Origin of the sequence: Nocardioides sediminis (assembly GCF_003047295.1) — a bacterium.
In the GTDB taxonomy this organism is placed as follows: Bacteria; Actinomycetota; Actinomycetes; order Propionibacteriales; family Nocardioidaceae; genus Nocardioides; species Nocardioides sediminis.
The window spans coordinates 182,363-206,542 of record NZ_PZYZ01000002.1; the positions used below are offsets into that span (position 1 = coordinate 182,363).

Genomic DNA, 24,180 nt, shown 5'->3' on the forward strand with positions numbered 1-24,180 from the left:
GGTCCGGGGTCAGAATCCGAGGTAGGCGTGGCGGAGCTGGTCGTCCCCGGCCAGCTCGTCGGCGGGGGCGTCGGCGACCACGCGGCCGAGGTTGAGGACGACGCCGTGGTCGGCGACCGAGAGGGCGCTGCGGGCGTTCTGCTCGACGAGGAGCACGCTCAGGCCCTCCTCGCGCACGAGGGTGCGCACGAGCCCGAAGATCTGGGCCACGATCCGGGGAGCCAGCCCGAGGGAGGGCTCGTCGAGCAGGAGCATGGTCGGCCGCGCCATCAGCGCGCGGCCGATCACCAACATCTGCCGCTCGCCGCCCGAGAGCGTGCTGGCCAGTGCGGCGCTGCGGTCGCCGAGCACCGGGAAGAGGTCGGTGATCCGCGCCAGGTCGGAGGTCGAGACCCGGCCGCCGCGGCCCAGGCCGCCGAGGCGGAGGTTCTCCTCGACGGTGAGCTCGGTGATCACCCCGCGGCCCTCGGGGACGTGGGCGAGGCCGAGGCGGGGCATCCGCTCGGCGGCCACCGTGTCCAGCCGGGTGCCGGCCAGGTCGATGTCGCCGCTGCGCGCGCGGTGCAGGCCCGAGACGGTCCGCAGCAGCGTGGTCTTGCCGGCGCCGTTGGCGCCCAGGACGGCGGTGATCTCCCCCTCCCGGGCGGTGAGCGAGACGTCCTCGAGGGCGGTGACGGGGCCGTAGCCCGCGCAGAGTCCGGTGAGGGTCAGCATCAGTGGACGTCCTCCCCGAGGTAGGCCGCGAGCACCGCCGGGTCGTTGCGGACCTCGTCGGGGGTGCCGTGCGCGATCGCCCGGCCGAAGTCCAGGACGGTGATCTCGTCGCAGACGCGCATCACCAGGTCCATGTGGTGCTCGACCAGCAGCACCGACATCTGCTCGGTGAGGGCGCGCACCAGGTCGCCGAGCTCCTCCATCTCCGCCGACGAGAGCCCGCTGGCGGGCTCGTCGAGGAGCAGCAGGTCGGGCTCGGAGACGAGCGCGCGGGCAAGCGCCACCCGCTTGCGGATCGGGTAGGGCAGGCTCGGCGGGTAGCGATCGGCGTACGACGCCACGCCCAGGTCGTCGAGCGCGTGCAGCGCCCGGTCCCGCAGGGCCCGCTCGTCGGCGCCGGCCCGGGGGAGGGCCAGCAGCGAGCCGAGGAAGCCCGACCGGGCGTGACGGTCGGCCCCCACCATCACGTTGTCGAGCACGGTCATCCGGTCGAAGAGGCCGAGCCCCTGGAGGGTGCGGGCCATCCCCAGTCGGGGCAGGTCGGTGGGGCGCAGGCGTTCGATCCGCTCCCCGCGGCGCACGACGTCGCCACGGTCGGGCTGGACGAAGCCGCACGCGACGTTGAACAGGGTGGTCTTGCCGGCACCGTTGGGACCGATCACCCCGTGCACCTGGCGGGGGCCGACGGTGAGTCCGACGTCCTGCAGCGCGGTGAGCCCCCCGAAGGTGACGGTGATGCCGCTGAGCTCGAGTTCGGTCACGAGTGCGTCTGACCTCCGGGTCCGAGATGTGATGCGCACCACTCTGGTCACCATGGGCGCGGAGCACATTGGGCGGACCGCACAAGATCTGGCTCCGATTTCTCCACCGTGCTGGCGTTGTGTGTGCGGGGAGTGCGACGGTGGTCCCGTGACTCGGGTCGATGACGGTGTGCGCTCAGCGGTCGACCCCGATCCCGTGGCCCGTGCCTGGCGGCTCGTGCTACACCGTTCCGACGAGATCGCGGACGTGATCTCCTCGCGCCTCCTGGCCAAGGACCTCGACGCCTACCGCACCATCAGCCCGCACCTGCCCGAGGACGTGCGCCACAGCTGCCGCGAGCACATCCGACGCGGCCTCCTCACCCTCTCCGGGGTCGGCAGCGACACCGCCCCCGCGGTGGAGCTCTGGCGGGAGACCGGCCGTCGCCGGGCCCGACAGGGCGTCCCGCTGGAGCTGGTCCTCAACGCCTACACGATGGGCGCCCGGGTCCTGTGGGAGGCGCTGACCGAGACCGCGACGACCCACGAGCACGTCCCGGACGCCGACCTCCTGGGTGCGGCCCGGGGCGTCTGGGCCAACCTCGACGTGCAGAACGCCGTGCTCATCGAGGCCTACCACCGCGAGCGCGACCGCGTGCAGCGTCGCGACCAGCAGCGCCAGCAGACCGTCCTCGACGGGCTGGTCGACGGTCGGGGCGGCGACCCCACCTTCGCCGCGAACGCCCGGACGGCCCTCGGCGTGGCCGCGGGCGACGCGGTCGCGTGCGTCGTCGTGCTCCCCGGCGGTCCCGGCGGTCCCGGCGGCTCCGACGGCTCGGGGGGTGAGGGTGCGGACCTGGTCGGACCCGTCGAGGACCGGCTCGACCGCCGGGCCCTCGTCTCGCACTGGCACGTGCGGTCGGGCGCGGCCTACGGGCTGGTCTCCGGCGCCCTCCCGGACGAGGCGCTGCTCGTGGAGCTGCTCGCCCCGGTGGCGGCCGGCCGGGTCGCGGTCGCGGGGAGCGCCGGCGGGATCGCCGGGTTCGGCACCGCCTTCCAGCTCGCGCTCCGCGCCGCCGAGACGCTGTCCCCCGGCGAGCGCGGCGTGGTCGGGGTCACCGACCGCCTGCCGGAGGTGCTGCTCGCCGGCGACTCGCACGTGACGCCCTTGCTGGTCGCGGAGGCGTTCGGCGAGCTGCTGGAGCACCCGCAGGCCGAGACGCTGGTGACCACGCTGCGCGCCCTGCTGGCGCACGACGGCTCACCGACGCACGCCGCCGCGGAGCTCTACTGCCACCGCAACACGGTCATCTACCGCATGAAGCAGATCGAGCGCCTGACCGGGCGCAACCTGACCGACCCGCGCGACAAGATGCTGCTCTGGCTGGCCGTCACCGCCCGCGCTGCCGCAGGGGCGGTCAGACGAACGCGTTGATGCCGGTCTCGGCCCGCCCGATCAGCAGCTTCTGGATCTGCGACGTGCCCTCGTAGAGGGTCATGACGCGCGCGTCGCGCAGGTACTTCGCGGCGGGGTAGTCGTCGACGTACCCGGCCCCGCCGTGCACCTGGATGGCGTTGTTGGCCGCCCGCACGGCGGCCTCGGACGCGAAGAGCTTGGCCTTGGAGGCCGCGGTGCCGAACGGCTCGCCGCGGTCGACGAGGTCGGCGCAGCGCCACACCAGCAGCCGCGCGGCATCGGCGTCCACGGAGATGTCGGCCAGCATGTCCTGCACGAGCTGGAAGGACGCGATCGGCCTGCCGAACTGGGTGCGGGAGGTGGCGTACTCCACCGACGTCTCCAGGCAGCCCTGGACGATGCCGACGCAGCCCGCGGCGACGGCGAGGCGGCCCTTGTCCAGGGTGCTCATCGCGATCTTGAAGCCCTGGCCGACCTCGCCCAGCACCGCCGAGGACGGGACGCGGACGTCGGACAGGAAGAGCTCGGCGGTGGCCTGGCCGCGCAGGCCGAGCTTGCCCTTGATCTCGCGGGCCTCGAAGCCGGGGGAGTCGGTCGGCACGAGGAACGCCGTGACGCCGCGCGGTCCGTCGTCGCTGGTGCGCGCGAACACCAGGGCCACGTCGGCCCAGGTGCCGTTGGTGATGAAGAGCTTCTGGCCGTTGAGCACCCAGTCGTCCCCGTCGCGGGTCGCCCGCGAGGTCAGGTTGCCGGCGTCGGACCCGGTGTCGGGCTCGGTGAGCCCGAAGCAGCCGAGCCGGCTCGCGGAGGCCAGCTGGGGGAGCCACTCCTGCTTCTGCTCCTCGGAGCCGAAGAAGAGGATCGACTTGCCGACCAGCCCGCTGCTGACCGACACGATGCCGCGCAGCGCGGAGTCGGCCCGGCCGAGCTCCTCCATGGCCAGCGCGTAGGTGACGTAGTCGCCGCCGAGGCCGCCGTACTCCTCGGGGATGGTGAGGCCGAAGAAGCCGATCTCGGCCATTCTCGGCACGATCGCCAGGTCGACGGCCTCCTCGCGGTCCCACCGCGTGCGGTGCGGGACGGCCTCCTTGTCCAGGAAGCTGCGCGCGAGGTCGCGGAACGCCTGCTGCTCGTCGGAGAGGGAGAGGTCCATCAGCCCAGCGCCTCCAGCGTGTCGTGGTCGGTGACGCCCTCGGCGAGGGCGCGCAGGTGGTGGTCGCCGTCGCCGAAGAGGTGGTCGAGCACCGTGAGGTGCGCGGTGGCGGTGCCCACGGAGTACTCCGCCGTCATGGCGATGCCGCCGTGCAGCTGGATGGCCTCCTGGCCGATGTGCCGCGACGCGCGGCTGGTCTGCAGCGCGCACCGGGCCGCGGCGTCGGCGAGCGCGTCGCGGTCGCCGGTGGCGATGGTCATCGTCGCCCAGTCCACGATGCTGTGCGTCAGCTCGAGGGAGACGTACATGTCCGCCGCGCGGAAGGTCAGCGCCTGGAAGTGGTTGAGCGTGACGCCGAACTGCTTGCGGCTGGTGAGGTAGGACGTCGTGGCCGCCAGCTGGGCCTGCATGACGCCCAGCGCCTGGTTGGCCGCCATCACCCGGGTCAGGTCGAGCATCGTGGCCAGGGTCCCGGAACGGTCGGTCGTGGGGTCGCCGAGGGGCACGGCGGGGGTGCCGTCGAGGACGATCCGCGCGGCCCGCCCCCCGTCGTACGTCGCGTAGCCGGTGCGGTCGGGCGCGTCACCGTCGGAGTTGGCGCCGACCAGGAAGAGCCCCGTGCCGCCGTCGGGCAGGGTCGCGGTGACGACGACCTGGTCGGCGCGGGCGCCGTGCAGGACCGGGTCCTTGGTGCCGGTCAGGAGCCACCGGTCACCCTCCTGCGTCGCGGTCGTTCCCGGGGCTGCGGTGGTCCACCGTGGGCCCTCGGGCTCGTCGTGGGCGACGGCCAGGACCCGCTCGCCGGCCGCGACCGCGCCGAGCACCTCGGCGCGCTGCTCGGGACTGCCCGCGGCCGAGACCAGCCCGCCGGCCAGCACGACGCCGGTGAGGTAGGGCTCGGGGGCGAGCACCCGGCCGAGCTCGCGGCACACGATGCCGATCTCGACCGGGCCGGCCCCGACCCCGCCGTCGCTCTCGGCGAAGGGCAGCCCGAGGACGCCCATCTCGGCCAGGCGGCGCCACAGGTCCTCGTCGAAGCCGGGCTCGGTGGCCGTGGTGCGGCGGCGCACCTCGTAGTCGCCGTACTGCTTGGTGAGCAGGCCCCGCACTGCTTCGCGCAGGGCCTGCTGCTCGTCGTCGTAGGTGAAGTCCATGTCAGAGTCCCAGGATCGAGCGGGCGATGATCTGGCGCTGGATCTCGTTGGACCCGCCGTAGATCGACGCCTTGCGGAGGTTGAGGTAGGTGGGGGCGCTGCGTCGCGCCCAGCCCGGCAGCGGGGAGTCCTCGTCGGCGCCGGAGGCGATCGACGCGGGACCGGCGAGGTCGACCGCGAGCTCGCTCACGGCCTGCTGGAGCTCGGTGCCCGTGAGCTTGAGCACCGACGACGCCGGGTGCGGCTCGCCGCCGGCCGAGTGCGCCACGACCCGCAGCGCGGTGAGCTCGAGGGCGAGCAGCTGGTTCTCGAGCTCCACGACCCGGGCGCGCACGAGCGGGTCGTCGAGTCGGTCGCCGGCGTTGTCCTTGAGCGTCGCCAGCGCCCGCTTGGTGATTCCCACCGGGGCGACGCCGACGCGCTCGTTGCCGAGGAGGAACTTGGCGATCGTCCACCCGCCGTTGACCTCGCCGACCAGCAGGTCCCCGGGCACCCGGACGTCGGTGAACCAGACCTCGTTGACCTCGTGGCCGCCGTCGATCAGCTCGATGGGACGCACCTCGACCCCGGGCAGGGTCATGTCGATGAGCAGCATCGAGATGCCGGCCTGCTTCTTCACCTCCGGGTCGGTGCGGACGAGGGTGAAGATCCAGTCGCCGTGCTGGCCCAGGGTCGTCCACGTCTTCTGCCCGTTGACGACCCAGTCGTCACCGTCGCGGACGGCGGTGGTGCGCAGGCTGGCGAGGTCGGAGCCCGCGTCGGGCTCGGAGAAGCCCTGCGACCACCAGATGTCCAGGTTGGCCGTGGCGGGGAGGAACCGCTCCTTCTGCTCCTGGGTGCCGAACTGCGCGAGCACCGGCCCGATCATGGAGGCGTTGAAGGCCAGCGGCACCGGGACGCCGGCCCGCTGCATCTCCTCGTGCCACAGGTGCCGCTGCAGGTCGGTCCACCCGCGGCCGCCCCACTCCTGCGGCCAGTGCGGGACGGCGAGGCCCGCCTTGTTGAGGACCCGCTGGCTCTCCACGATCTGGTCGCGCGTCAGGTGCCGACCCTCCAGCACCGTGTCGCGGATCTCCTGGGGGAACTCGGTGGTGAAGAACGTGCGCATCTCCTCGCGGAACGCGGCGTCCTCGGGGGACAGCTCGAGCTGCACGGGACCTCCTGGGGTCGTCGCCGGGTGGGCGGTCCCATCATGTCTCGCCGTGCCCCGCGGGGCGATGTGCGCAGCGCCCAGTCGCCGCCTCAGCCCTCGGTGGCGTCCGAGTCGAGTGCGAGCGTCGCGGACTGCTCCTCGCCGTCGCGCTGCCAGGTCACCTCGACCTCGTCGCCGGGACGGTAGGAGCGGATCGTGGCCACGAGGGAGTCCGCGTCGGTGATGGCCCGGTCGTCGACACGGGTGATGACGTCGCCCTGCTGCAGGCCCGCGTCGGCCGCGGTCGACCCCGGGCTGACCTCCCGCACCAGGGCGCCGGCGGCGCCCTCGGCAGCGGTGCCCGCGTCCCCGACCTGGATGCCGAGGCGCGCGTGGGTCGGCGTCTCGCCGGCGATCATCTGGTCGACGATCGGCATCACCTCGTCGATCGGGATGGCGAAGCCGAGGCCGATCGAGCCGCCCTGCGTGCCGACCCCCTGGGAGGCCGTGCGGATGGAGGAGTTGATGCCCACGACGGCGCCGCTCATGTCCACCAGCGGCCCGCCGGAGTTGCCGGGGTTGATGGCGGCGTCGGTCTGGATGGCCGGGTACGTCGTGGAGTTGCCCTCGCTGTCCGACCCGACGTTGACCGGCCGGTCCAGCGCGCTGACGATGCCGCTGGTGACCGTGGAGTCGAGGCCGAACGGGGCGCCGAAGGCCACGACGTCCTGGCCGACGTCGAGGTTGGCCGACTGCCCGATCGTGGCGGCGGTGAGGTCGGTGACGCCCTCGGCCCGGATGACGGCGGTGTCGGTCAGCGGGTCCGTGCCGAGGATCTCGGCGGGGGCACTCGTCCCGTCGTCGAAGTAGACGCGGACGTCACCGCCGCCCTCGGCGACCTCCACCACGTGGTTGTTGGTCAGGATCGTGCCGTCGGAGCTGAGGATGATGCCCGAGCCGGACCCCTCGCCCTGCTGGCCGGCGACCCGGATGGTGACCACGGACGGCAGGACGGCGGAGGCCACGGCCTCCACCGAGCCCTCCGCGGCGGGGGTGTCGCCCTGGTCGATGACGGGCGTGGTGGCCGTGGGCGTCGAGGAGGAGGAGGTCCCGTCCTGGGTGCCGTCCCAGAGCGCGGCGCCCCCGAAGCCGGCGCCCGCGCCCGCCACCAGCGACGTGACCAGCACCGCGGCGGCGAGGCCGGCGCGTCCCCTGGACCGCGCCCGCGGGGCGTACGGCGGGGCTGGCGGCGGTGCGGTCGGCTGGGTCGTCGGCTGCGCGGCGGCGTAGGGGTTGCCCATCGGGCCGGGCTCGTAGGGAGGAGGCGTGGTGCTCATGGATCCCAGTGTCCGCAACGGACCTGTGCATGCGCTGAGAGCGTGCTGGGAAGGCACCCAGATCAGGCACGAGGCGGCTCGGGGGCGGTCAGGTCCGGCAGGGCCAGCCACTCGTCCCACGTCAGGTCGCGACCGACGTACCGCGGGCGCGTCAGCGGCCACGCCTCCGCGATCCAGCGGGGGACCAGGGCGTCGAGGGCGGCCTCGAGCTCGGTGCCGACGCACTCGTCGACGACCCACCAGGAGATCTCCGCGTCCGCTCCGGCCACCTGTCCCCAATCCTTCTGGGGAGGATCGATGTAGACGCAGCCGAGCAGGGCCGTCTCGTCGGTGTCCAGCAGGGCGTAGTTGAAGGACTCGTGGGTCTCCATCTCCGCGGCGTGGCGCGCCAGGTCCTCGCGGTCCTGCTCGCGGGTCATCGAGGCCGGCGGCCAGCCCCACGCGGCGCCGTAGGTGCGCCAGAGGCGCTCGCGCGAGCCCATCACCGCCACCATGTCGAGGTCCACGTCCTGGGCGCGGACGGGTCGCAGGTGGTGGCCCAGCCCGACCTCGACGCGAGTGGGGTGGACGAAGGTGTCGGGCAGCCAGCCGGCGCGCGCGGCTGCAGGCGGGGGTGGTGGCGGGGGTGGTGGCGGGGTGGGCATCGGAGGACCTCTCCCGACGGCAGGGGGCCGTCGACTCAGCCGGCGACCGGGAGGTCGTCGCGCTCGACCACGGCCCGCAGGCGGGCCAGGGCGTGGTGGGTGTTGGACTTGACGGTGCCGGGTGAGCAGCCCAGCGCGGTGGCGGTCTCCGCGACCGAGAGTCCCTCGTAGAACCGCAGCGCCACGGTGCTGCGCTGGCGAGGCGGGAGGGCGGCCACGTGCCGCCACAGGTCGCTGTGACGTCCGCGGGGCTGCGCCTGGTCCCAGGCCTGGTCCCCGAGCCCGCCCCCCGCGGGCTCGGGGACCTCGCTGCGGACCGTCTCGTGGCGGTGGGCCGCCCGGCGGCACCAGCTGATGTGCTGGTGGAGGACGGCGCGCCGGACGTAGGCCTCCGCCGCGGCAGCGTCCCGGATCTCCGACCAGTGGGGGAGCACCCGCAGCAGGGCGGCCTGCAGGACGTCCTCCGCACGGTGCTCGTCGCCGGTGATCGCCACGGCGGCGCGCAGCAGGGCCGGCCGCCGCAGCGCCACGAAGTCGGCGAGCTCCAGGCGCATCCCCACGTCGGGCTCCATGGTCGTGCTCCTCAGCGGCGCCGGCGCGAGACCAGCAGGCCGACCGCGGTGACCGTCAGCCACACGGGACCGACCATGCCGGCCATGTACTGCAGCGGGCTCACCGCGATCAGCAGCATCAGGCCGCCGAGGACGTAGCCGAGCACGCCGATCCAGCGGGGGTACCCGCCCGGACGGGACGCCATCCCCAGGGCGACCGCGGCGAGTCCCGCCGTGCCCCACAGCCACGGCACGGTGCCGATCCAGTGCCCGAAGAACACGGCCGCCTCCGGCACGACCTGCTCGGGGTCCTGGACGCCGAAGACGAACTCGGTCGTGAGCCCCGAGCCGAGCAGCTGCGTCACGGCGACCAGCAGCAGCCCGAACGCCGCGACCGCGGGGAGCACGCTCCCCGCCGGCAGGCGCCGGGCCAGGTCACCGTGCAGGCCGGCGGCGAAGACGACCAGGAGCAGCGCCGACACCATCGTCGCCACGTGGAAGACCAGGATCGGTGCGACCATCTCGGCCAGGCGGTCGACGATGGCCGGCGCGTCGCCGGCGATGTCCGGCTCGTACACGGCCCCGGTGCCCATGCTGGCGGCGACCGACACGACGCCGGCCAGGCCGGCCGCGAGTCCGGCGGCGATCCAGCGCCCCCCGGTCGAGGCACTGGTGGTGCCCGGTGCGGTCCCGGGCTCGAGGGTGGTGGTCACGGCGTCTCCTTGACGGGTCGGGTAGCGGCCGGTCGGCCGCGCCACCACTGTCGGCGGGGCGCACGGCGACGCACCACGCACAGCCCCGGGTGTACGGGTGGTGTGCGGGTGGCCGGAGACCGTCAGCGTCGGCGGTCGCCGAGACCCAGGTGCGCCGCGTCGTACGACGACATCGCCCGGCCGGCGTCGAGGGCGTCGTCGTAGCGGTCGGGTCCGAGCCGTTGCCGGGCCGCGTCCTCCGCGGCGGCCACGGCGTCCGGGTCGGGGCGGTAGTAGCCGTAGCCCCGGGACCCCATGGCTTCCCGGATCGCCTGTGCGGCGCCGAGCAGCAGCGGCACCCGGGACACGGTGCCCTCCGCGGCCTCGATCACGGCCAGGGCGTCGAGGAGGTAGGCGAGGTTGGCCTGGTCGCCCGTCTCCAGCGAGAGGCGCAGGCCCTCCTCGAGGTGCTGGCGGGCGCGGGCGCGGTCGCCGCGTGCCAGCTCGACCTGGAACAGGTTGTAGAGCGCGATGTACGACGCGAGCCGGTCGTTGCGACGGCGCGCGGACGCCAGCCCCGACTCGACGCGACGTGCGGCCTCGTCGGCGTCGCCCAGGAGCAGCGCCACCGTCCCCAGCCAGATGTGGGCCAGGGCCCACGTCCACTCCGACTCCTCCCCGGCCTCGGCGGCGAGCGCGAGGGCGTCGGTGAACCGCTCCCGCGCCGACTCCAGGTCGCCACGGGCCAGGAAGGCCAGGCCGATCCCGGCGACGGCGTTGCAGTCGATGACCGGGTCGCCGACGGAGTGACGGAAGGCCTCCTCCCACCACTGCAGTGCCGCGTCGACGTCGTCCATGGCGAACGAGGTCGTCGCGGCCGCGAGGGCGGCCCGGGCGTGCACGTCGTCGGGCAGCCCGCCCCGGGCGAGGACGGTCTCGGCCAGCCGCCGGCCGTGGGCGTGGTGGCCACGCAGCCACCAGTAGAGCCACAGCGCCCACGCCATGCGGGCCGCGCCCTCCACGTCGCCGGCGGCCAGCATCCGCTCCGCGGCCGCGGTGAGGTTGGGGTGCTCGGGGTCGATCCGCGCCAGCGCGGCGATCTGGCCGCCGTCGCGGTAGCGGGGACCGGTGGTCTCGGCCAGGACGAGGTAGTGGGCACCGTGGGCCGCGGTGGCCTGCTCCCACTCGCCGGCCTCGACGAGCAGGGACCGGGCGTACTGCGCGACCGGCTCGAGCATCCGGAAGCGTGCCCCGCCGGCCGTGGTCACCAGCGAGTGCTCGACCAGCGCCTCCAGCAGCGGCGCGACCGGCTGCGTGGCGTCGTCGAGGCGTCCGGCGACGCCCTCGAGGTCCTCGAGGGTGAAGCCGCCGACGAAGACCCCGAGCAGCCGCAGCAGGCGGCGCTCGTCCGCATCGAGGAGGCCGTGGCTCCAGTCCAGGGTGGCGCGCATGGTGCGCTGCCGGGCGGGCAGGTCGCGCGGTCCGTCCTGGAGGGCGGTGTCGAGGCGGTCGAGCAGCGCGGCCGGGTCGAGCAGCCGGGCGCGCGCGGCGGCCAGCTCGAGGGCGAGGGGGAGGCCGGCGAGGCGCGCGCAGGTCGCGGCGACGGCCTGCTCGTCGTCCGCGTCCGCACCCCAGCCCGGGCTGACCGCGCCGGCGCGGTCCAGCAGCAGCCGGGCCGCGGGCGACTCCGAGACGGGCGTCGAGGCCGAGGGCAACCCGAGCGGCTCGACGCCCACCTCGGTCTCGCCCCGCACCCGCAGCGGCGCCCGGCTGGTGGCCAGCACGGTGAGGTCGGGCGCCGCCTCGATGAGGGCGGCGACGTCGGGCGCGGCCTCGAGCAGGTGCTCGACGTTGTCGAGGACGAGGAGCAGGTGCTGGCCGCGGATCCGCTCGACGACGTCCTCGACGACCGTGCGCTCGCTGGCCCCCGTCGCGTCGAGCGCGTCGGCGACGGCGGGGAGCACGGCCGCGGGCTCGAGCAACGGGGCCAGCTCGACCAGCGTCACCCCGTCGGCGTACCGGTCCCGGACCGCGGCCGCGACCGCCAGCGCGAGGCGTGTCTTGCCCACCCCGCCGGGACCGCTGAGGGTCACCAGCCGCTGCTCCCGGAGGAGTCGTCCGACGCGCCTCACCTCCTCGTCGCGGCCGAGCAGGGGAGTGGTGGGGACCGGGAGGTCACGAGGTCACGAGGTCGCGCGGTGGCGGCGTCCGGGGCGGCGCGGGTCGGCCTCGCCCGGGCGGGCACGGCCGCGATGAGCCGCGACCGGTCGGCCTCGGAGAGGTCCAGGGCACCGGCCAGGGCGCGCAGGGTGTGGGGGTAGGGACGGGTCCGCGTGCCCCGCTCGAGCGCGCTGATCGCGTGGGTGCTCAGGCCTGCGCGCCGGGCCAGCTCCTCCTGCGACAGTCCGCCGGCCTCGCGCAGGGAGCGCAGCACGGTGGCGAGCGTCCCCGCGTCGTCTCCCGCCACAGTCCCTCCCCCGGCCGTGGGTCCGGAGTGTAGTGACGCCGCGGCCGTCCGTACGCCCTTCCGGGTGAAACTTCACCCGAGACCCGCGTAGCCGCGCGCTGCCCGTCATGAAAGATCTTGCAGGGCTTGCAAGACCGATGCTCGACTCCCTAGCGTGACGACCGCCACATCCATCAGCTCCACCCTCTCGGGAGTCCTCGTGCGCCATCACCTCGCGGCCGTCCTCGGCCTGCTCGTCTCCGGCTCGGCCCTCGCGGTGGTGCCGTCCCCGGCGCTCGCCGACCACACCGCCCCTCCCGACCGCGTGACCCTGGTCGGCAGCCTCCAGTCCGAGCTCGGCTGTGCCGAGGACTGGGCGCCGGCGTGCGAGGCCACGCGCCTCGAGGCGGTGCCCGGCACCACGTCGTACGAGCTCGACGTCGAGGTGCCCGCCGGCAGCCACGCCTTCAAGGTCGCGCTCGACGGTGGCTGGGACGAGGCGTACGGCGCCGACGGCGGCGCCGCGGACGTCCCGCTCGAGCTCCGGCACGACGCCACGCTCACGTTCTCCTACGACCACGCCAGCCACCGGGTCGCGGTGGCACCGGCCGAGCAGCCCGCGGCGGAGGTGACCGACGCCGACGAGGCGATCGTCGGTACGTCGCTGCGCACCCCGCTCACCCGCGAGCGCTTCTACTTCGTGATGGCCGACCGCTTCGCCAACGGCGACCCGACCAACGACACCGGCGGCTTCGACGGCACGCGGACGGACCACGGCCACGACCCCGCCGACAAGGGCTTCTTCCACGGCGGCGACGTCGCCGGGCTCACCGAGCGCCTCGACTACATCGAGGGCCTCGGCACCTCGGCGATCTGGCTGACCCCCAGCTTCGCCAACCGTCCCGTGCAGGGTGCCGGCGACAACGCCAGCGCCGGCTACCACGGCTACTGGGTCACCGACTTCACGCGCATCGACCCGCACTTCGGCACCAACGCCGAGCTCGAGGCCTTCATCGACGCCGCCCACGAGCGGGGCATCAAGGTCTTCTTCGACATCATCACCAACCACACCGCCGACGTCATCGACTACGAGGAGAAGCAGTACGGCTACGTCTCCAAGGACGCCGAGCCCTATCGCGACGCCGACGGCAACGTCTTCGACGACCGTGACCACGCCGGCACCGAGGACTTCCCCGAGCTCGACCCGGCGACGTCGTTCCCCTACACCCCGACCTTCCGGTCGGAGGCCGACAAGACGGTCAAGGTCCCGGCGTGGCTGAACGACCCGACCAACTACCACAACCGCGGTGACTCGACCTTCGCCGGCGAGTCGTCGACGTACGGCGACTTCGTCGGCCTCGACGACCTGTTCACCGAGCAGCCCGACGTCGTCGACGGCATGACCGAGATCTACGAGGCCTGGGTCGACTTCGGCATCGACGGCTTCCGTATCGACACCACCAAGCACGTCAACATGGAGTTCTGGCAGGAGTTCGCCCCCGCGATCCGCGAGCACGCGTCCCGGGCCGGCAACCCCGACTTCTTCGCCTTCGGCGAGGTCTACGACGCCAGCGCCGCGTTCATGTCGCAGTACACGACCGAGGGCGAGATGGACGCGACCCTCGACTTCGGCTTCCAGTCCGTCGGCACGGGCTTCGCGAAGGGCGGGGCGACCACCCGGCTGCGCGACTTCTACGCCGACGACGACTGGTACACCGACACCGACTCCAACGCCTACTCGCTGCCGACGTTCCTGGGCAACCACGACATGGGTCGCATCGGCGGCTTCCTCGACGACGAGTACGCCGGCGAGGAGCTGCTGGCGCGCGACCGGCTCGCCCACGAGCTGATGTTCCTCACCCGCGGCCAGCCGGTCGTCTACTACGGCGACGAGCAGGGATTCACCGGCGACGGCGGGGACAAGGACGCGCGCCAGGACATGTTCCCCAGCGAGGTCGCGAGCTACAACGACGACGACCTCATCGGCACGGACGCCACCACCGCCGACGCCAACTTCGACCGGAGCCACCCCCTCTACCGGTCGATCCGGGCGCTGTCCGCGCTGCGTGAGCGCTACCCGGCGCTCGCCGACGGCGCGCAGCTCCACCGCTCCGCCGGCAACGCCGCCGGCGTCTACGCCTTCAGCCGGATACGGCGTGGGGAGGACCGCGAGCTCCTCGTCGCCCTCAACAACGCCGCCGAGGCGAGGACCGTCTCGCTGCGCACCCTGACCCCGCGCGGCTCGCTGCGCCGGGTCTGGGGCACGGGCGCACCCCGCCTGACCGCCGACGGCGAGGGCCGGGTCGACGTCACGGTCCCGCCGCTGTCGGCCGTCGTCTACCGCGCCGACAAGGTGCTGGCGGAGCGCGAGTCGGCTCCGGCGGTGCACCTGCAGAGCCCGTCGGCCGGCGGCGCCGTCGGCGGCCGCGCCTTCATCGAGGCGGGCGTCCCCGACGGCGGCTTCAACGAGGTCAGCTTCGGGTGGCGGCACGCCGGTGCCCGGGAGTGGACCCCGCTGGGGACCGACGACAACGCGCCCTACCGCGTGGTCCACGACGTCCGGGACCTGCCCGACGGGACCCTGCTGGAGTACCGCGCGGTCCTGACCGACTCCTCCGGCAACCAGTCGGTCGCCTCGTCGTACGGCGTGGTGGGCGAGCCCGTCCCGGAGCCCGGCGACCCCGGCACGGGCGGTGGCGGTCCGGTCACCCAGCCGGTCGCCGTCTCGGTGCCCGGCAGCCAGAACTCCGAGATGGGCTGCCCCGAGGACTGGCAGCCCGCCTGCGCCGAGGCGCAGATGGCCCTCGACGCCGAGGACCAGGTCTGGAAGAGGACCACGACCCTGCCCGCCGGCCAGTACGAGTACAAGGCCGCCATCGACGGCTCGTGGACCGAGAACTACGGCGCCGGCGGGGCGCCCAACGGCCCCAACGTGCCGCTGGCGCTCGACGGCGAGCGGGAGGTCACCTTCTACTACGACCACGGCACCCACTGGGTCACCAGCGACGCCTCCGGCCCGATCGTGACGGCGGCCGGGGACTTCCAGTCCGAGCTGGGCTGCCCCGCCGACTGGTCACCCGACTGCCTGCGCAGCTGGCTGCAGGACCCCGACGGCGACGGCACCTACACCTTCACGACCGACGCCCTGCCCGCCGGCAGCTACGCCACCAAGGTGACCCACGGCCAGACCTGGGACGAGAACTACGGCGCCGGCGGCGCGCCCGGGGGTGGGGACATCGGCTTCGAGGTGCCCGCCGAGGCGCAGGTCCGCTTCTCCTACGACGTCGAGACCCACGTCCTGACCGTCAGCGCCGGTGCCGCCGGGGCGGCGCCCGACCTCACGACGTCGCGGGCGCAGTGGCTGGGTGACGACCTCATGGCCTGGGACGTCCCCGACGCCGACACCCGCTCCTACCGGCTCCACTGGTCGCGCGACGGCGGGCTCGCCCCCGACGCCGAGGACGTGACCGGCGGCCGCTCGCTGCCGCTGCGCCACGACGCCGCGGGCCTGCCCGCGGACGTGCTCGCCGACTTCCCGCACCTCGAGGGCCACGAGGCATTCCGGCTGCCCGAGGACCGGCTCGACGAGGTCCCCGAGATCCTGCAGGGCCAGCTGGCCGTCGCCTCCTACGACGCCGACGGACGGCTCCACGACGCGACCGGGGTCCAGGTGCCCGGAGTGCTCGACGACGTGTACGCCGCGGCGTACGACCGCGAGCTGGGGCCGACCTGGTCCAAGGGCCGGCCGCAGCTCGCGCTGTGGGCGCCGACCGCTCAGGACGTCGACCTGCTGATCGGCGACCGCCGCGTCGCGATGCGCCGCCAGGACGACGGCACCTGGACCGTCGCCGGGCCGCCGTCCTGGGCGGGCCGGCCGTACCGGTTCGCCGTCCGGGTGTGGGCGCCGTCGGCCCAGGAGGTCGTCGTCAACGAGGTGACCGACCCCTACTCGGTGGCGCTGACCGCCGACTCGCCCCGGTCGCTCCTCGTCGACCTCGACGACCCCGCCCTCGCACCGCGCGGCTGGGCCGGCACCACGCCGCCGGCGGTCGCGCAGCCCGAGGACCGCAACGTCTACGAGCTGCACGTGCGCGACTTCTCCATCGGCGACGAGACCGTCCCGGCAGGGGAGCGCGGCACGTTCGCCGCGTTCGCCGAGCGCGACAGCGCCGGCATGACGCACCTGCGCGAGCTGGCCGACGCGGGGCTGAACACCGTGCACCTGCTGCCGGCCTTCGACATCGCGACGATCCGCGAGCGTCGCTCCGAGCAGCAGGCGCCGGCGTGCGACCTGGCGTCGTACGGTCCGGCCTCGCAGGAGCAGCAGGCGTGCGTCGACGCCGTGCGCGGTGCCGACGGCTTCAACTGGGGCTACGACCCCTACCACTACACGACGCCCGAGGGCTCCTACGCGACCGACCCGGACGGCACCCGGCGCACGGTGGAGTTCCGGCAGATGGTGCAGTCGCTCAACCGCTCCGGGATGCAGGTGGTGATGGACGTGGTCTACAACCACACCGCCGCCAGCGGGCAGGCCGAGCGCTCGGTCCTCGACAAGGTCGTGCCGGGCTACTACCACCGCCTCGACGCGAGGGGCGCGGTCGAGAAGTCCACGTGCTGCGAGAACACCGCCACCGAGCACGCGATGATGGAGAAGCTGATGATCGACTCCGTGCTCACGTGGGCGCGGGACTACAAGGTCAACGGCTTCCGCTTCGACCTGATGGGCCACCACTCGCTGGAGAACATGCAGCGGCTGCGCGAGGCGCTCGACGGGCTGACGATCACCGAGGACGGCGTCGACGGCTCGCAGGTCTACGTCTACGGCGAGGGCTGGAACTTCGGTGAGGTCGCCGACGACGCCCGCTTCGAGCAGGCGACCCAGCTCAACCTCGCCGGGACCGGCATCGGCTCGTTCAGCGACCGCCTCCGCGACGCGGTCCGCGGCGGCGGCCCGTTCGACGAGGACCCGCGGGTCCAGGGCTTCGGGTCCGGGCTGTCCACCGACCCCAACGGCGCCGAGGTCAACGGCGGCGTCGAGCGGCAGCAGGCCTCGCTCGCCCACGCCGAGGACCTGGTGAAGCTGGGGATGGCCGGCAACCTGGCCGACTTCTCCTTCACCTCCTCCGAGACCGGGGAGACCGTGGTCGGGTCGGAGGTCGACTACAACGGCCAGCCCGCCGGGTACGCCGCCGACCCGAGCGAGACCGTGACCTACGTCGACGCCCACGACAACGAGACGCTGTTCGACTCGCTGCAGCTCAAGCTGCCGCGGGCCACCTCGATGACCGACCGGGTGCGGATGAACACCGTCTCGCTGTCGACCGTGGCGCTCGGCCAGGGCGTGGCCTTCTGGCACGCGGGCACCGACCTGCTCCGCTCCAAGAGCCTGGACCGCAACTCCTACGACTCCGGTGACTGGTTCAACCGGGTCGACTGGACCGGTCAGGAGAACACCTTCGGGTCCGGGCTCCCGCCGCGCGCGGACAACGAGGACAAGTGGCGCTTCATGGAGCCGTTGCTCGAGGACCCCGCGCTCGACCCGACGCCGGCGGCGATGGCGGCGGCGCAGGAGCAGGCGCTCGACCTGCTGCGGATCCGCACCTCCTCACCGTTGTTCCGGCTCGGCTCGCTCGAGCAGGTCCAGGACAAGGTGTCCTTCCTCGACGCCGACCCCGGTGTCGTCGCCATGCTCGTCGACGACACCGCCGGCACCGACGTCGACGCCGACCGGGACGGCGTGCTGGTCGTCGTCAACGCGACGCCGGGGGCTGCCACCGTCGCGGGCGCCGGCGCCGGCTGGACCCTGCACGACGTGCAGGCCTCCGGTGGGGACGAGGTGGTCAAGGGCTCCACGGTCGCCCAGGACGCGGTGAGGGTGCCGGCGCGCACCACGGCGGTCTTCGACCGCTGACGAGGCCCACGACGTACGACGCCCCCGACAGGAGACCTGTCGGGGGCGTCGTACGTGTGTGACGAGGGTTCAGCCGTGGCTCACGCCCAGCGCTCCGAGGCGGGGGTGAACGTCAGCTGGCGGTCGCCGGTGTAGATCTGCTTGGGGCGCGCGATCTTCTGGTCCTTGTCCTGGACGAGCTCGAGCCACTGCGCGAGCCAGCCGGGGGTGCGGCCGATCGCGAAGAGGACCGTGAACATCTCCGGCGGGAACTGGAACGCCTCGTAGATCAGGCCCGAGTAGAAGTCGACGTTGGGGTAGAGCTTGCGCTTGACGAAGTACTCGTCCTCCAGCGCGATCTTCTCCAGCTCGAGCGCGATGTCGAGCAGCGGGTTGGTGCCGGTGACCTCGAAGACGTCCTCGGCGGACTTCTTGATGATCTTGGCGCGCGGGTCGTAGTTCTTGTAGACCCGGTGGCCGAAGCCCATGAGCCGCTCGTTGCCGTTCTTGACGCCCTCCATGAAGGCGGGGATCTCCGACTTGGAGCCGATCCGGCGCAGCATCCGCAGCACCGCCTCGTTGGCGCCGCCGTGCAGCGGGCCGTAGAGAGCAGCGACGCCGGCCGCGACGGCCGAGTAGGGGTCGACCTCGCTGGAGCCGACGGAGCGGACCGCGTTGGTCGAGCAGTTCTGCTCGTGGTCGGCGTGCAGGATGAAGAGCGTGTCCAGGGCCTTGACGAGGCGCTCGTCGGCCTCGAACTTCTTCTCGCTCATCTTGAAGAGCATGGAGAGGAAGTTGGCGGTGTAGCCGAGGTCGTTGTCGGGGTAGACGAACGGCTTGCCCTGCGCGTGCCGGAAGGACCAGGCGCCGAGGGTGGGCATCTTGGCGATCATGCGGACGATCTGCATGTGCCGGTTGTCGGCGTCGGTGATGTTGCGGGCGTCGGGGTAGAACGTCGACAGCGCGCCGACCGAGGCCATCAGCATGCCCATCGGGTGGGCGTCGTAGCGGAAGCCCTCCATGAAGGACTTCACGTTCTCGTGCACGAACGTGTGGTAGGTGATCTCGTGCACCCACGCGTCCATCTCGTCCTTGGTGGGGAGCGAGCCGTGGATCAGGAGGTAGGCGACCTCGAGGAAGCTGGACTTCTCCGCCAGCTGCTCGATCGGGTAGCCGCGGTACTCCAGGACGCCCTTGTCGCCGTCGATGTAGGTGACCGCGCTGCGGCAGGACGCCGTGTTGACGAAGCCGGGGTCGTAGGTGGCCAGACCGGGCTGGTCGTCGCCGATCTTGATCTGGCCGAGGTCCTTGGCGGCGATGGTCCCGTCGGTGATCGGGATCTCGTAGTCCTGGCCGGTGCGGTTGTCGCGGACGGTCAGGGTCTCTTTGCCGGATGTGGAGGCTTCGTTGCTCACGTCGGCTCCTTGCTAGGTTCGTGGGATTCGCCGACCAACCTAGCCGCGGCCCGCGAGGGGCGCGAACCCGCCCCTGCCGTCCGTGGACACCGCGCGAGCGCCATTTTGACCCTCCTCGCGCGGGCGCCGTAGTCTTGGCGGTCGCGACTCCTGCCGCGCTCTGCGTCCCGCACGGGACGACAGGGTGCAGACCCGGACGCTCATGAGCCGGGCAGTGTTCGTCAGAAGCCGCCGCAGCACCACCGGGTGGGACACCTCCCCTCCGGACCTACGAACGAGAACGGGATACAGCCGTGCGCACGTACAGCCCCAAGCCCGCTGACATCCAGCGTGAGTGGCTCGTCATCGACGCCACCGACGTGGTCCTGGGACGCCTCGCCGTCCAGACCGCCAACCTCCTCCGCGGCAAGCACAAGCCGACCTTCGCCCCGCACATGGACATGGGTGACTTCGTCATCATCGTCAACGCGGACAAGGTCGCCCTCTCCGGCAACAAGAAGGTCACCAAGCTGGCCTACCGCCACTCCGGCTACCCGGGCGGCCTCTCCGCCACGCCGTTCGGCGAGCTGCTCGAGAAGGACGCCCGCAAGGCCATCGAGAAGGCTGTCTGGGGCATGCTCCCCAAGAACAAGCTCGGCCGCCAGATGCTGAAGAAGCTCAAGGTGTACGCCGGCCCCAACCACCCCCACGCGGCCCAGCAGGCCATCCCGTTCGAGATCTCCCAGGTCTCCCAGTAATCGCCGAGGACTGACTCCATGACTGACAACATCGAGAGCACCGAGGTCGAGGAGACCTACGAGACCAACGCCGAGGGCGTTGCCTACAGCTCTGAGAGTGCCCCGTCCGCCGACACCCCGGCCCGCCCGGCGACCATCGCGCCCGCCGGCGCCACCGGTCGCCGCAAGGAGGCCGTCGCCCGCGTCCGCATCGTCCCGGGCACCGGCGAGTACACCGTCAACGGTCGCACGCTCGACAGCTACTTCCCCAACAAGCTGCACCAGCAGATCGTGAACGAGCCGTTCACCGAGCTGCAGCTCGAGGGCCGCTTCGACGTGATCGCCCGCATCCACGGCGGCGGCATCGCCGGCCAGGCCGGTGCGCTGCGCCTCGGCATCGCCCGCGCGCTCAACGCGGTGGACGTGGACGCCAACCGTCCCGCCCTCAAGAAGGCCGGGCTGCTCACGCGTGACGCCCGCGCCGTCGAGCGCAAGAAGGCCGGTCTCAAGAAGGCCCGCAAGGCCTCGCAGTTCAGCAAGCGCTGATTCGCGCGGCGTGCCGGGCACCTGGCTGCGTTGTCGTCGGTCGACGACCCGCTTCGCTTGGAGGTCGCCTTCCCTCCTCCGCCTTGCCAGGCGCTCCGGCACGCCACGCGACTGATCCGGAGGAAGCTCCTTGACGCGACTCTTCGGCACGGACGGGGTCCGGGGCCTGGCCAACGTCTCGCTCACCGCCGAGCTGGCCCTCGACCTCTCCGTGGCAGCCGCCCACGTGCTCGCCGACCGCGGCGAGTTCGCGGGGCACCGCCCTCGCGCCGTGGTGGGCCGGGACACGCGCATCTCCGGACAGTTCCTCGAGGCGGCCGTCGTGGCCGGCCTCGCGTCCGCCGGTGTGGACGTCCTGCTGCTCGGCGTGCTGCCGACCCCGGGCGTCGCCTACCTGACCGACAAGCTCGGCGTCGACCTCGGCGTCATGCTGTCGGCCTCGCACAACCCGATGCCCGACAACGGCATCAAGTTCCTGGCCCGCGGCGGCCACAAGCTCGACGACGCGATCGAGGTCGCCATCGAGCAGCGGATGCGCGAGGAGTGGCAGCGCCCCACCGGCGGCGACGTCGGTCGCGTCACGACGTACGACGCCGCCGTCGCCGACTACGCCGCCCACCTGGTGGGCGCGACGACCAAGCCCCTCGCCGGGCTCAAGGTCGTGCTGGACTGCGCCGAGGGCGCGGCCTTCGAGGCGGGCCCGCTGGCCCTGCGCGAGGCCGGCGCGGAGGTCATCGCCATCCACGCGTCGCCCGACGGCCTCAACATCAACGACAACTGCGGGTCCACCCACCTGGGCTCGCTGCAGCAGGCCGTGGTCGAGCACGGCGCCGACGCGGGCTTCGGGCTCGACGGTGACTCCGACCGCTGCCTGGCCGTCGACCACGAGGGCAACATCGTCGACGGCGACCAGATCCTCGCGGTCCTCGCGCTGGCGCTGCGCGACCAGGGGCTGCTCGCCAAGGACACCGTGGTGGCGACCGTGATGAGCAACCTCGGCTTCGTCCAGGCCCTGCGCGGCGCCGGCATCGGGGTGCGCCAGACCAAGGTCGGCGACCGCTACGTGCTCGAGGCCATGAAGGTCTCCGGCTACTCCCTCGGCGGTGAGCAGTCCGGGCACGTGATCCTCTCCGACCACGCCACGACCGGCGACGGCATCCTGACCGCTCTCAAGGTGCTCGAGCGGATGGCCGCCACCGGGCGCTCGCTCCAGGACCTCGCCGGGGTGATGACCCGGCTCCCGCAGGTCCTCGTCAACGTCCCGGGCGTCGACAAGGCGCGCACCGACGAGGACGCCGTGCTCGCCGCCGCCGTGGCCGAGGAGGAGGCCGCCCTCGGCGACGACGGTCGGATCCTGCTCCGCCCGTCGGGCACCGAGGCGCTCGTCCGCGTCATGGTCGAGGCGCCGTCGCTGGAGACCGCGACGTCGGTGGCGCACCGGCTCGCCGACGTGGTCGCGCGCCAGCTCGCGCTCGATTGAGGCCGCCGGCGGACATTCGGGTGCCCCTGGAGACGGCGGCGTCTACGGTCGTCGCCGTGCCGACGACGAACGACATCGAGATCCGCGCCATCGACCTGGGGGACGAGGCCGACCTGCGCGCGTGGTGGGAGGTCGGCCACGCCGCCACGGCCGAGCGCCCGGGGAAGCCCTGGCCGCTGTGGGAGCAGAGCCGACGCGCGCTCCCGGCCCCCAACCCCGAGCGCGGGATCGTGCTGCTCGGTGCGGTCGACGGCGGGCAGATGGTGGGCTCCGGCATGCTGACCCGCCCGTTGCGGGACAACCTCCACACCGCCATGACCTTCGCCTTCGTCGCGCCCGGCCGCACCCGACAGGGGATCGGCTCGGCAGTGATGGCCGGGCTCGAGGCGCTGGCGGCGGCGGAGGGCCGGACCACCCTGCAGTCGGAGGCCTACGTCCCGTCCGGGGGCACGGCCGCCGTCGAGGGATTCGCGGAGTCCCTGGGCTACACGGTCGCGAGCCGCGAGTCCATCAAGGAGCTCTCGATGGACGACTACGCCCGGCGCCGCTCCGACCTGCCGTCCGGCGCCGACGGCTACCGCATCGTCACCTTCGACACCGTCTGCCCCGACGAGCACGTGGAGTCCTTCGGCCGGCTGCTCGGCATGCTGATGGACGAGATCCCGCTCGGCGAGCTCGACCTGGAGTCCTCCGAGTGGACCCCTGAGCGGGTCCGGGCCGCCGAGCAGCGCCAGGTCGACACCGGCCGCCACGTCCACACCGCTGTCGCGATCGCTCCCGACGGCGAGGTCGCGGGCATCTCGGACGTGCGGGTCGACGACACGGACCACGAGCACGCCCAGGTCGGCATCACGCTCGTGCACCCGACCCACCGCGGCCACCGGCTCGGCCTGGCGCTCAAGGTGGCGACCCACGACCTGGTGGGCGCGACGTACCCCTCCCTGCGCACCGTGGACACCTCCAACGCCCTGGTCAACACGCACATGAACGCCGTCAACGACGCGCTCGGCTACCGGTCGATCGAGACGATGCTGGAGCTCCAGAAGGTCCTCTGACCCGAGGTTGGCGCGCGTTCCGGCGGGTTTGCTCACGCTGCAGCGTGGCCGAACCCGCGGGATCACCGGGCGCCCGGTGATCCCGCGCCGGGCCTCAGAGCTTGCGCAGCCGCACGTAACGCACCGAGTGGTCGGAGTCCTTGCGCAGCACGAGAGTGGCGCGGGCCCGGGTGGGGGCGACGTTCTCGATGAGGTTGGGGCCGTTGATCGTGTCCCAGATGCGGCCGGCCTCGGCGACGGCCTCGGACTCGGTCAGCACGGCGTACCTGCGGAAGTAGGAGAGCGGGTCCTGGAAGGCGGTCTCGCGCAGCCGCAGGAACCGCTCGACGTACCAGCGCTTGATGTCGCCCACGGCGGCGTCGACGTAGACGGAGAAGTCGAAGAAGTCGCTGACCGCGAGCCCCGCCTTGCCGTCGTCGCGGACCCGGGCGGGCTGGAGGACGTTGAGGCCCTCGACGATCACGACGTCGGGGCGCTTGACGACGACCTTGTCGTCGGGGACCACGTCGTAGACGAGGTGGGAGTAGATCGGTGCCTCGACCTCGTCCTTGCCGGACTTGATGTCGATGACGAACTTCAGCAGGGCCTTGCGGTCGTAGGACTCCGGGAAGCCCTTGCGGTGCAGGATCCCGCGCCGCTCGAGCTCGGCGTTGGGGAGCAGGAAGCCGTCGGTGGTCACCAGGGCGACGTTGGGGTGCTCGGGCCAGTGCGCCAGCACCTGCTGGAGCACGCGGGCGGTCGTCGACTTGCCGACCGCCACCGACCCGGCCAGGCCGATCACGAACGGCGTACGAGGCGGCTGCTGGCGGCCCAGGAACTCCTCCTGCTCGCGGTGCAGCCGCCCCGCGGAGGCGACGTACAGCGAGAGCAGGCGGGAGAGCGGCAGGTAGACCTGCTCGACCTCGCTGAGGTCCAGGGAGTCACCGAGGCCGCGCAGTCGACCGATCTCCTCGGGGGTGAGGGGGTTCTCGGTCTCGCGGGCCAGCGCGGCCCAAGCGGCCCGCTCGAGCTCGACGTAGGGAGAGGACTCACTCGCACCGAGGAGGCCGTCCCGCTCAGCTGCACCGGCGGCGGACATGCGCAGGATTGTTGCAC

At 72.8% G+C, this 24,180-nt stretch carries 19 protein-coding genes; 6 read left to right on the forward strand and 13 right to left on the reverse strand.

Annotated features, from left to right (window positions below; all coding sequences use genetic code 11):
- Window positions 1-9: 9 nt before the first annotated feature.
- Both DAI17_RS05710 and DAI17_RS05715 read right to left on the reverse strand, forming a co-directional pair.
- Complete coding sequence (locus DAI17_RS05710; protein ID WP_107771948.1) at window positions 10-714, reverse strand: ABC transporter ATP-binding protein; 705 nt, start codon at window positions 712-714, stop codon at window positions 10-12.
- On the reverse strand, window positions 714-1,475 hold the full coding sequence (locus tag DAI17_RS05715) for an ABC transporter ATP-binding protein (protein ID WP_234412261.1): 762 nt from the start codon (window positions 1,473-1,475) through the stop codon (window positions 714-716). Before DAI17_RS05715 ends, DAI17_RS05710 begins: the two co-directional genes overlap by 1 nt.
- A gap of 148 nt (window positions 1,476-1,623) precedes the next feature.
- Between DAI17_RS05715 and DAI17_RS05720 the strand changes: the two genes are divergently transcribed.
- Window positions 1,624-2,889 (forward strand): PucR family transcriptional regulator, encoded by a 1,266-nt coding sequence (locus DAI17_RS05720; RefSeq protein ID WP_159081368.1) that lies wholly within the window; start codon window positions 1,624-1,626, stop codon window positions 2,887-2,889.
- On the opposite strand, the gene DAI17_RS05725 is transcribed toward DAI17_RS05720, so the two are convergent.
- From DAI17_RS05725 to DAI17_RS05765, 9 genes are all read right to left on the reverse strand, one after another.
- Window positions 2,873-4,024 (reverse strand): acyl-CoA dehydrogenase family protein, encoded by a 1,152-nt coding sequence (locus DAI17_RS05725; protein ID WP_107771951.1) that lies wholly within the window; start codon window positions 4,022-4,024, stop codon window positions 2,873-2,875. The two genes, DAI17_RS05720 and DAI17_RS05725, sit on opposite strands and share 17 nt — an antisense overlap.
- Window positions 4,024-5,178 (reverse strand): acyl-CoA dehydrogenase family protein, encoded by a 1,155-nt coding sequence (locus tag DAI17_RS05730; protein WP_107771952.1) that lies wholly within the window; start codon window positions 5,176-5,178, stop codon window positions 4,024-4,026. The genes DAI17_RS05725 and DAI17_RS05730 overlap by 1 nt, the downstream gene beginning before the upstream one ends.
- 1 nt (window position 5,179) lies before the next feature.
- Window positions 5,180-6,331: an acyl-CoA dehydrogenase family protein gene (locus DAI17_RS05735; RefSeq protein ID WP_107771953.1), complete on the reverse strand. Its 1,152-nt coding sequence runs from the start codon at window positions 6,329-6,331 to the stop codon at window positions 5,180-5,182.
- A gap of 89 nt (window positions 6,332-6,420) precedes the next feature.
- Window positions 6,421-7,647 carry a S1C family serine protease gene (locus DAI17_RS05740; protein WP_107771954.1) on the reverse strand — a complete coding sequence of 409 codons (1,227 nt, stop codon included), beginning with the start codon at window positions 7,645-7,647 and terminating at the stop codon, window positions 6,421-6,423.
- Window positions 7,648-7,709: 62 nt separating this feature from the next.
- Window positions 7,710-8,291 carry a GNAT family N-acetyltransferase gene (locus DAI17_RS05745; protein ID WP_107771955.1) on the reverse strand — a complete coding sequence of 194 codons (582 nt, stop codon included), beginning with the start codon at window positions 8,289-8,291 and terminating at the stop codon, window positions 7,710-7,712.
- A 35-nt stretch (window positions 8,292-8,326) separates the two neighbouring features.
- Window positions 8,327-8,863, reverse strand: a complete 537-nt coding sequence (locus DAI17_RS05750) for a SigE family RNA polymerase sigma factor (protein ID WP_234412262.1) — start codon at window positions 8,861-8,863, stop codon at window positions 8,327-8,329.
- A gap of 11 nt (window positions 8,864-8,874) precedes the next feature.
- Complete coding sequence (locus DAI17_RS05755; RefSeq protein WP_199904960.1) at window positions 8,875-9,555, reverse strand: hypothetical protein; 681 nt, start codon at window positions 9,553-9,555, stop codon at window positions 8,875-8,877.
- Between the two features lie 122 nt (window positions 9,556-9,677).
- A complete protein-coding gene (locus DAI17_RS05760) occupies window positions 9,678-11,627 on the reverse strand; it encodes an ATP-binding protein (RefSeq protein WP_159081369.1) in 1,950 nt (649 codons plus the stop codon).
- Between the two features lie 35 nt (window positions 11,628-11,662).
- Entirely contained in the window at window positions 11,663-12,001 is a 339-nt protein-coding gene (locus DAI17_RS05765; protein ID WP_107771957.1) for a helix-turn-helix domain-containing protein, read from the reverse strand.
- 154 nt (window positions 12,002-12,155) lie between these two features.
- Here DAI17_RS05765 and pulA point away from each other — a divergent pair, with 154 nt between their 5' ends.
- Entirely contained in the window at window positions 12,156-17,894 is a 5,739-nt protein-coding gene (gene pulA, locus DAI17_RS05770) for a pullulanase-type alpha-1,6-glucosidase (RefSeq protein WP_234412264.1), read from the forward strand.
- A gap of 80 nt (window positions 17,895-17,974) precedes the next feature.
- Here pulA and DAI17_RS05775 read toward each other — a convergent pair whose 3' ends face one another.
- Window positions 17,975-19,288, reverse strand: a complete 1,314-nt coding sequence (locus tag DAI17_RS05775; RefSeq protein ID WP_107771958.1) for a citrate synthase — start codon at window positions 19,286-19,288, stop codon at window positions 17,975-17,977.
- A 293-nt stretch (window positions 19,289-19,581) separates the two neighbouring features.
- Between DAI17_RS05775 and rplM the strand changes: the two genes are divergently transcribed.
- From rplM to DAI17_RS05795, 4 genes are all read left to right on the forward strand, one after another.
- The gene (gene rplM / locus DAI17_RS05780; protein ID WP_107771959.1) at window positions 19,582-20,025 is read left to right on the forward strand and encodes a 50S ribosomal protein L13; all 444 of its coding nucleotides are present in this window, start codon (window positions 19,582-19,584) and stop codon (window positions 20,023-20,025) included.
- Between the two features lie 18 nt (window positions 20,026-20,043).
- On the forward strand, window positions 20,044-20,550 hold the full coding sequence (rpsI, locus tag DAI17_RS05785) for a 30S ribosomal protein S9 (protein WP_107771960.1): 507 nt from the start codon (window positions 20,044-20,046) through the stop codon (window positions 20,548-20,550).
- A 130-nt stretch (window positions 20,551-20,680) separates the two neighbouring features.
- Window positions 20,681-22,030, forward strand: coding sequence for a phosphoglucosamine mutase (gene glmM / locus DAI17_RS05790; protein WP_107771961.1), 1,350 nt, complete (start codon window positions 20,681-20,683; stop codon window positions 22,028-22,030).
- A gap of 56 nt (window positions 22,031-22,086) precedes the next feature.
- The gene (locus DAI17_RS05795; protein WP_159081370.1) at window positions 22,087-23,085 is read left to right on the forward strand and encodes a GNAT family N-acetyltransferase; all 999 of its coding nucleotides are present in this window, start codon (window positions 22,087-22,089) and stop codon (window positions 23,083-23,085) included.
- Window positions 23,086-23,179: 94 nt separating this feature from the next.
- Here the strand turns inward: DAI17_RS05795 and coaA are convergent, their stop codons facing one another.
- On the reverse strand, window positions 23,180-24,163 hold the full coding sequence (gene coaA, locus DAI17_RS05800; RefSeq protein ID WP_107771963.1) for a type I pantothenate kinase: 984 nt from the start codon (window positions 24,161-24,163) through the stop codon (window positions 23,180-23,182).
- Between the last annotated feature and the right edge of the window lie 17 nt (window positions 24,164-24,180).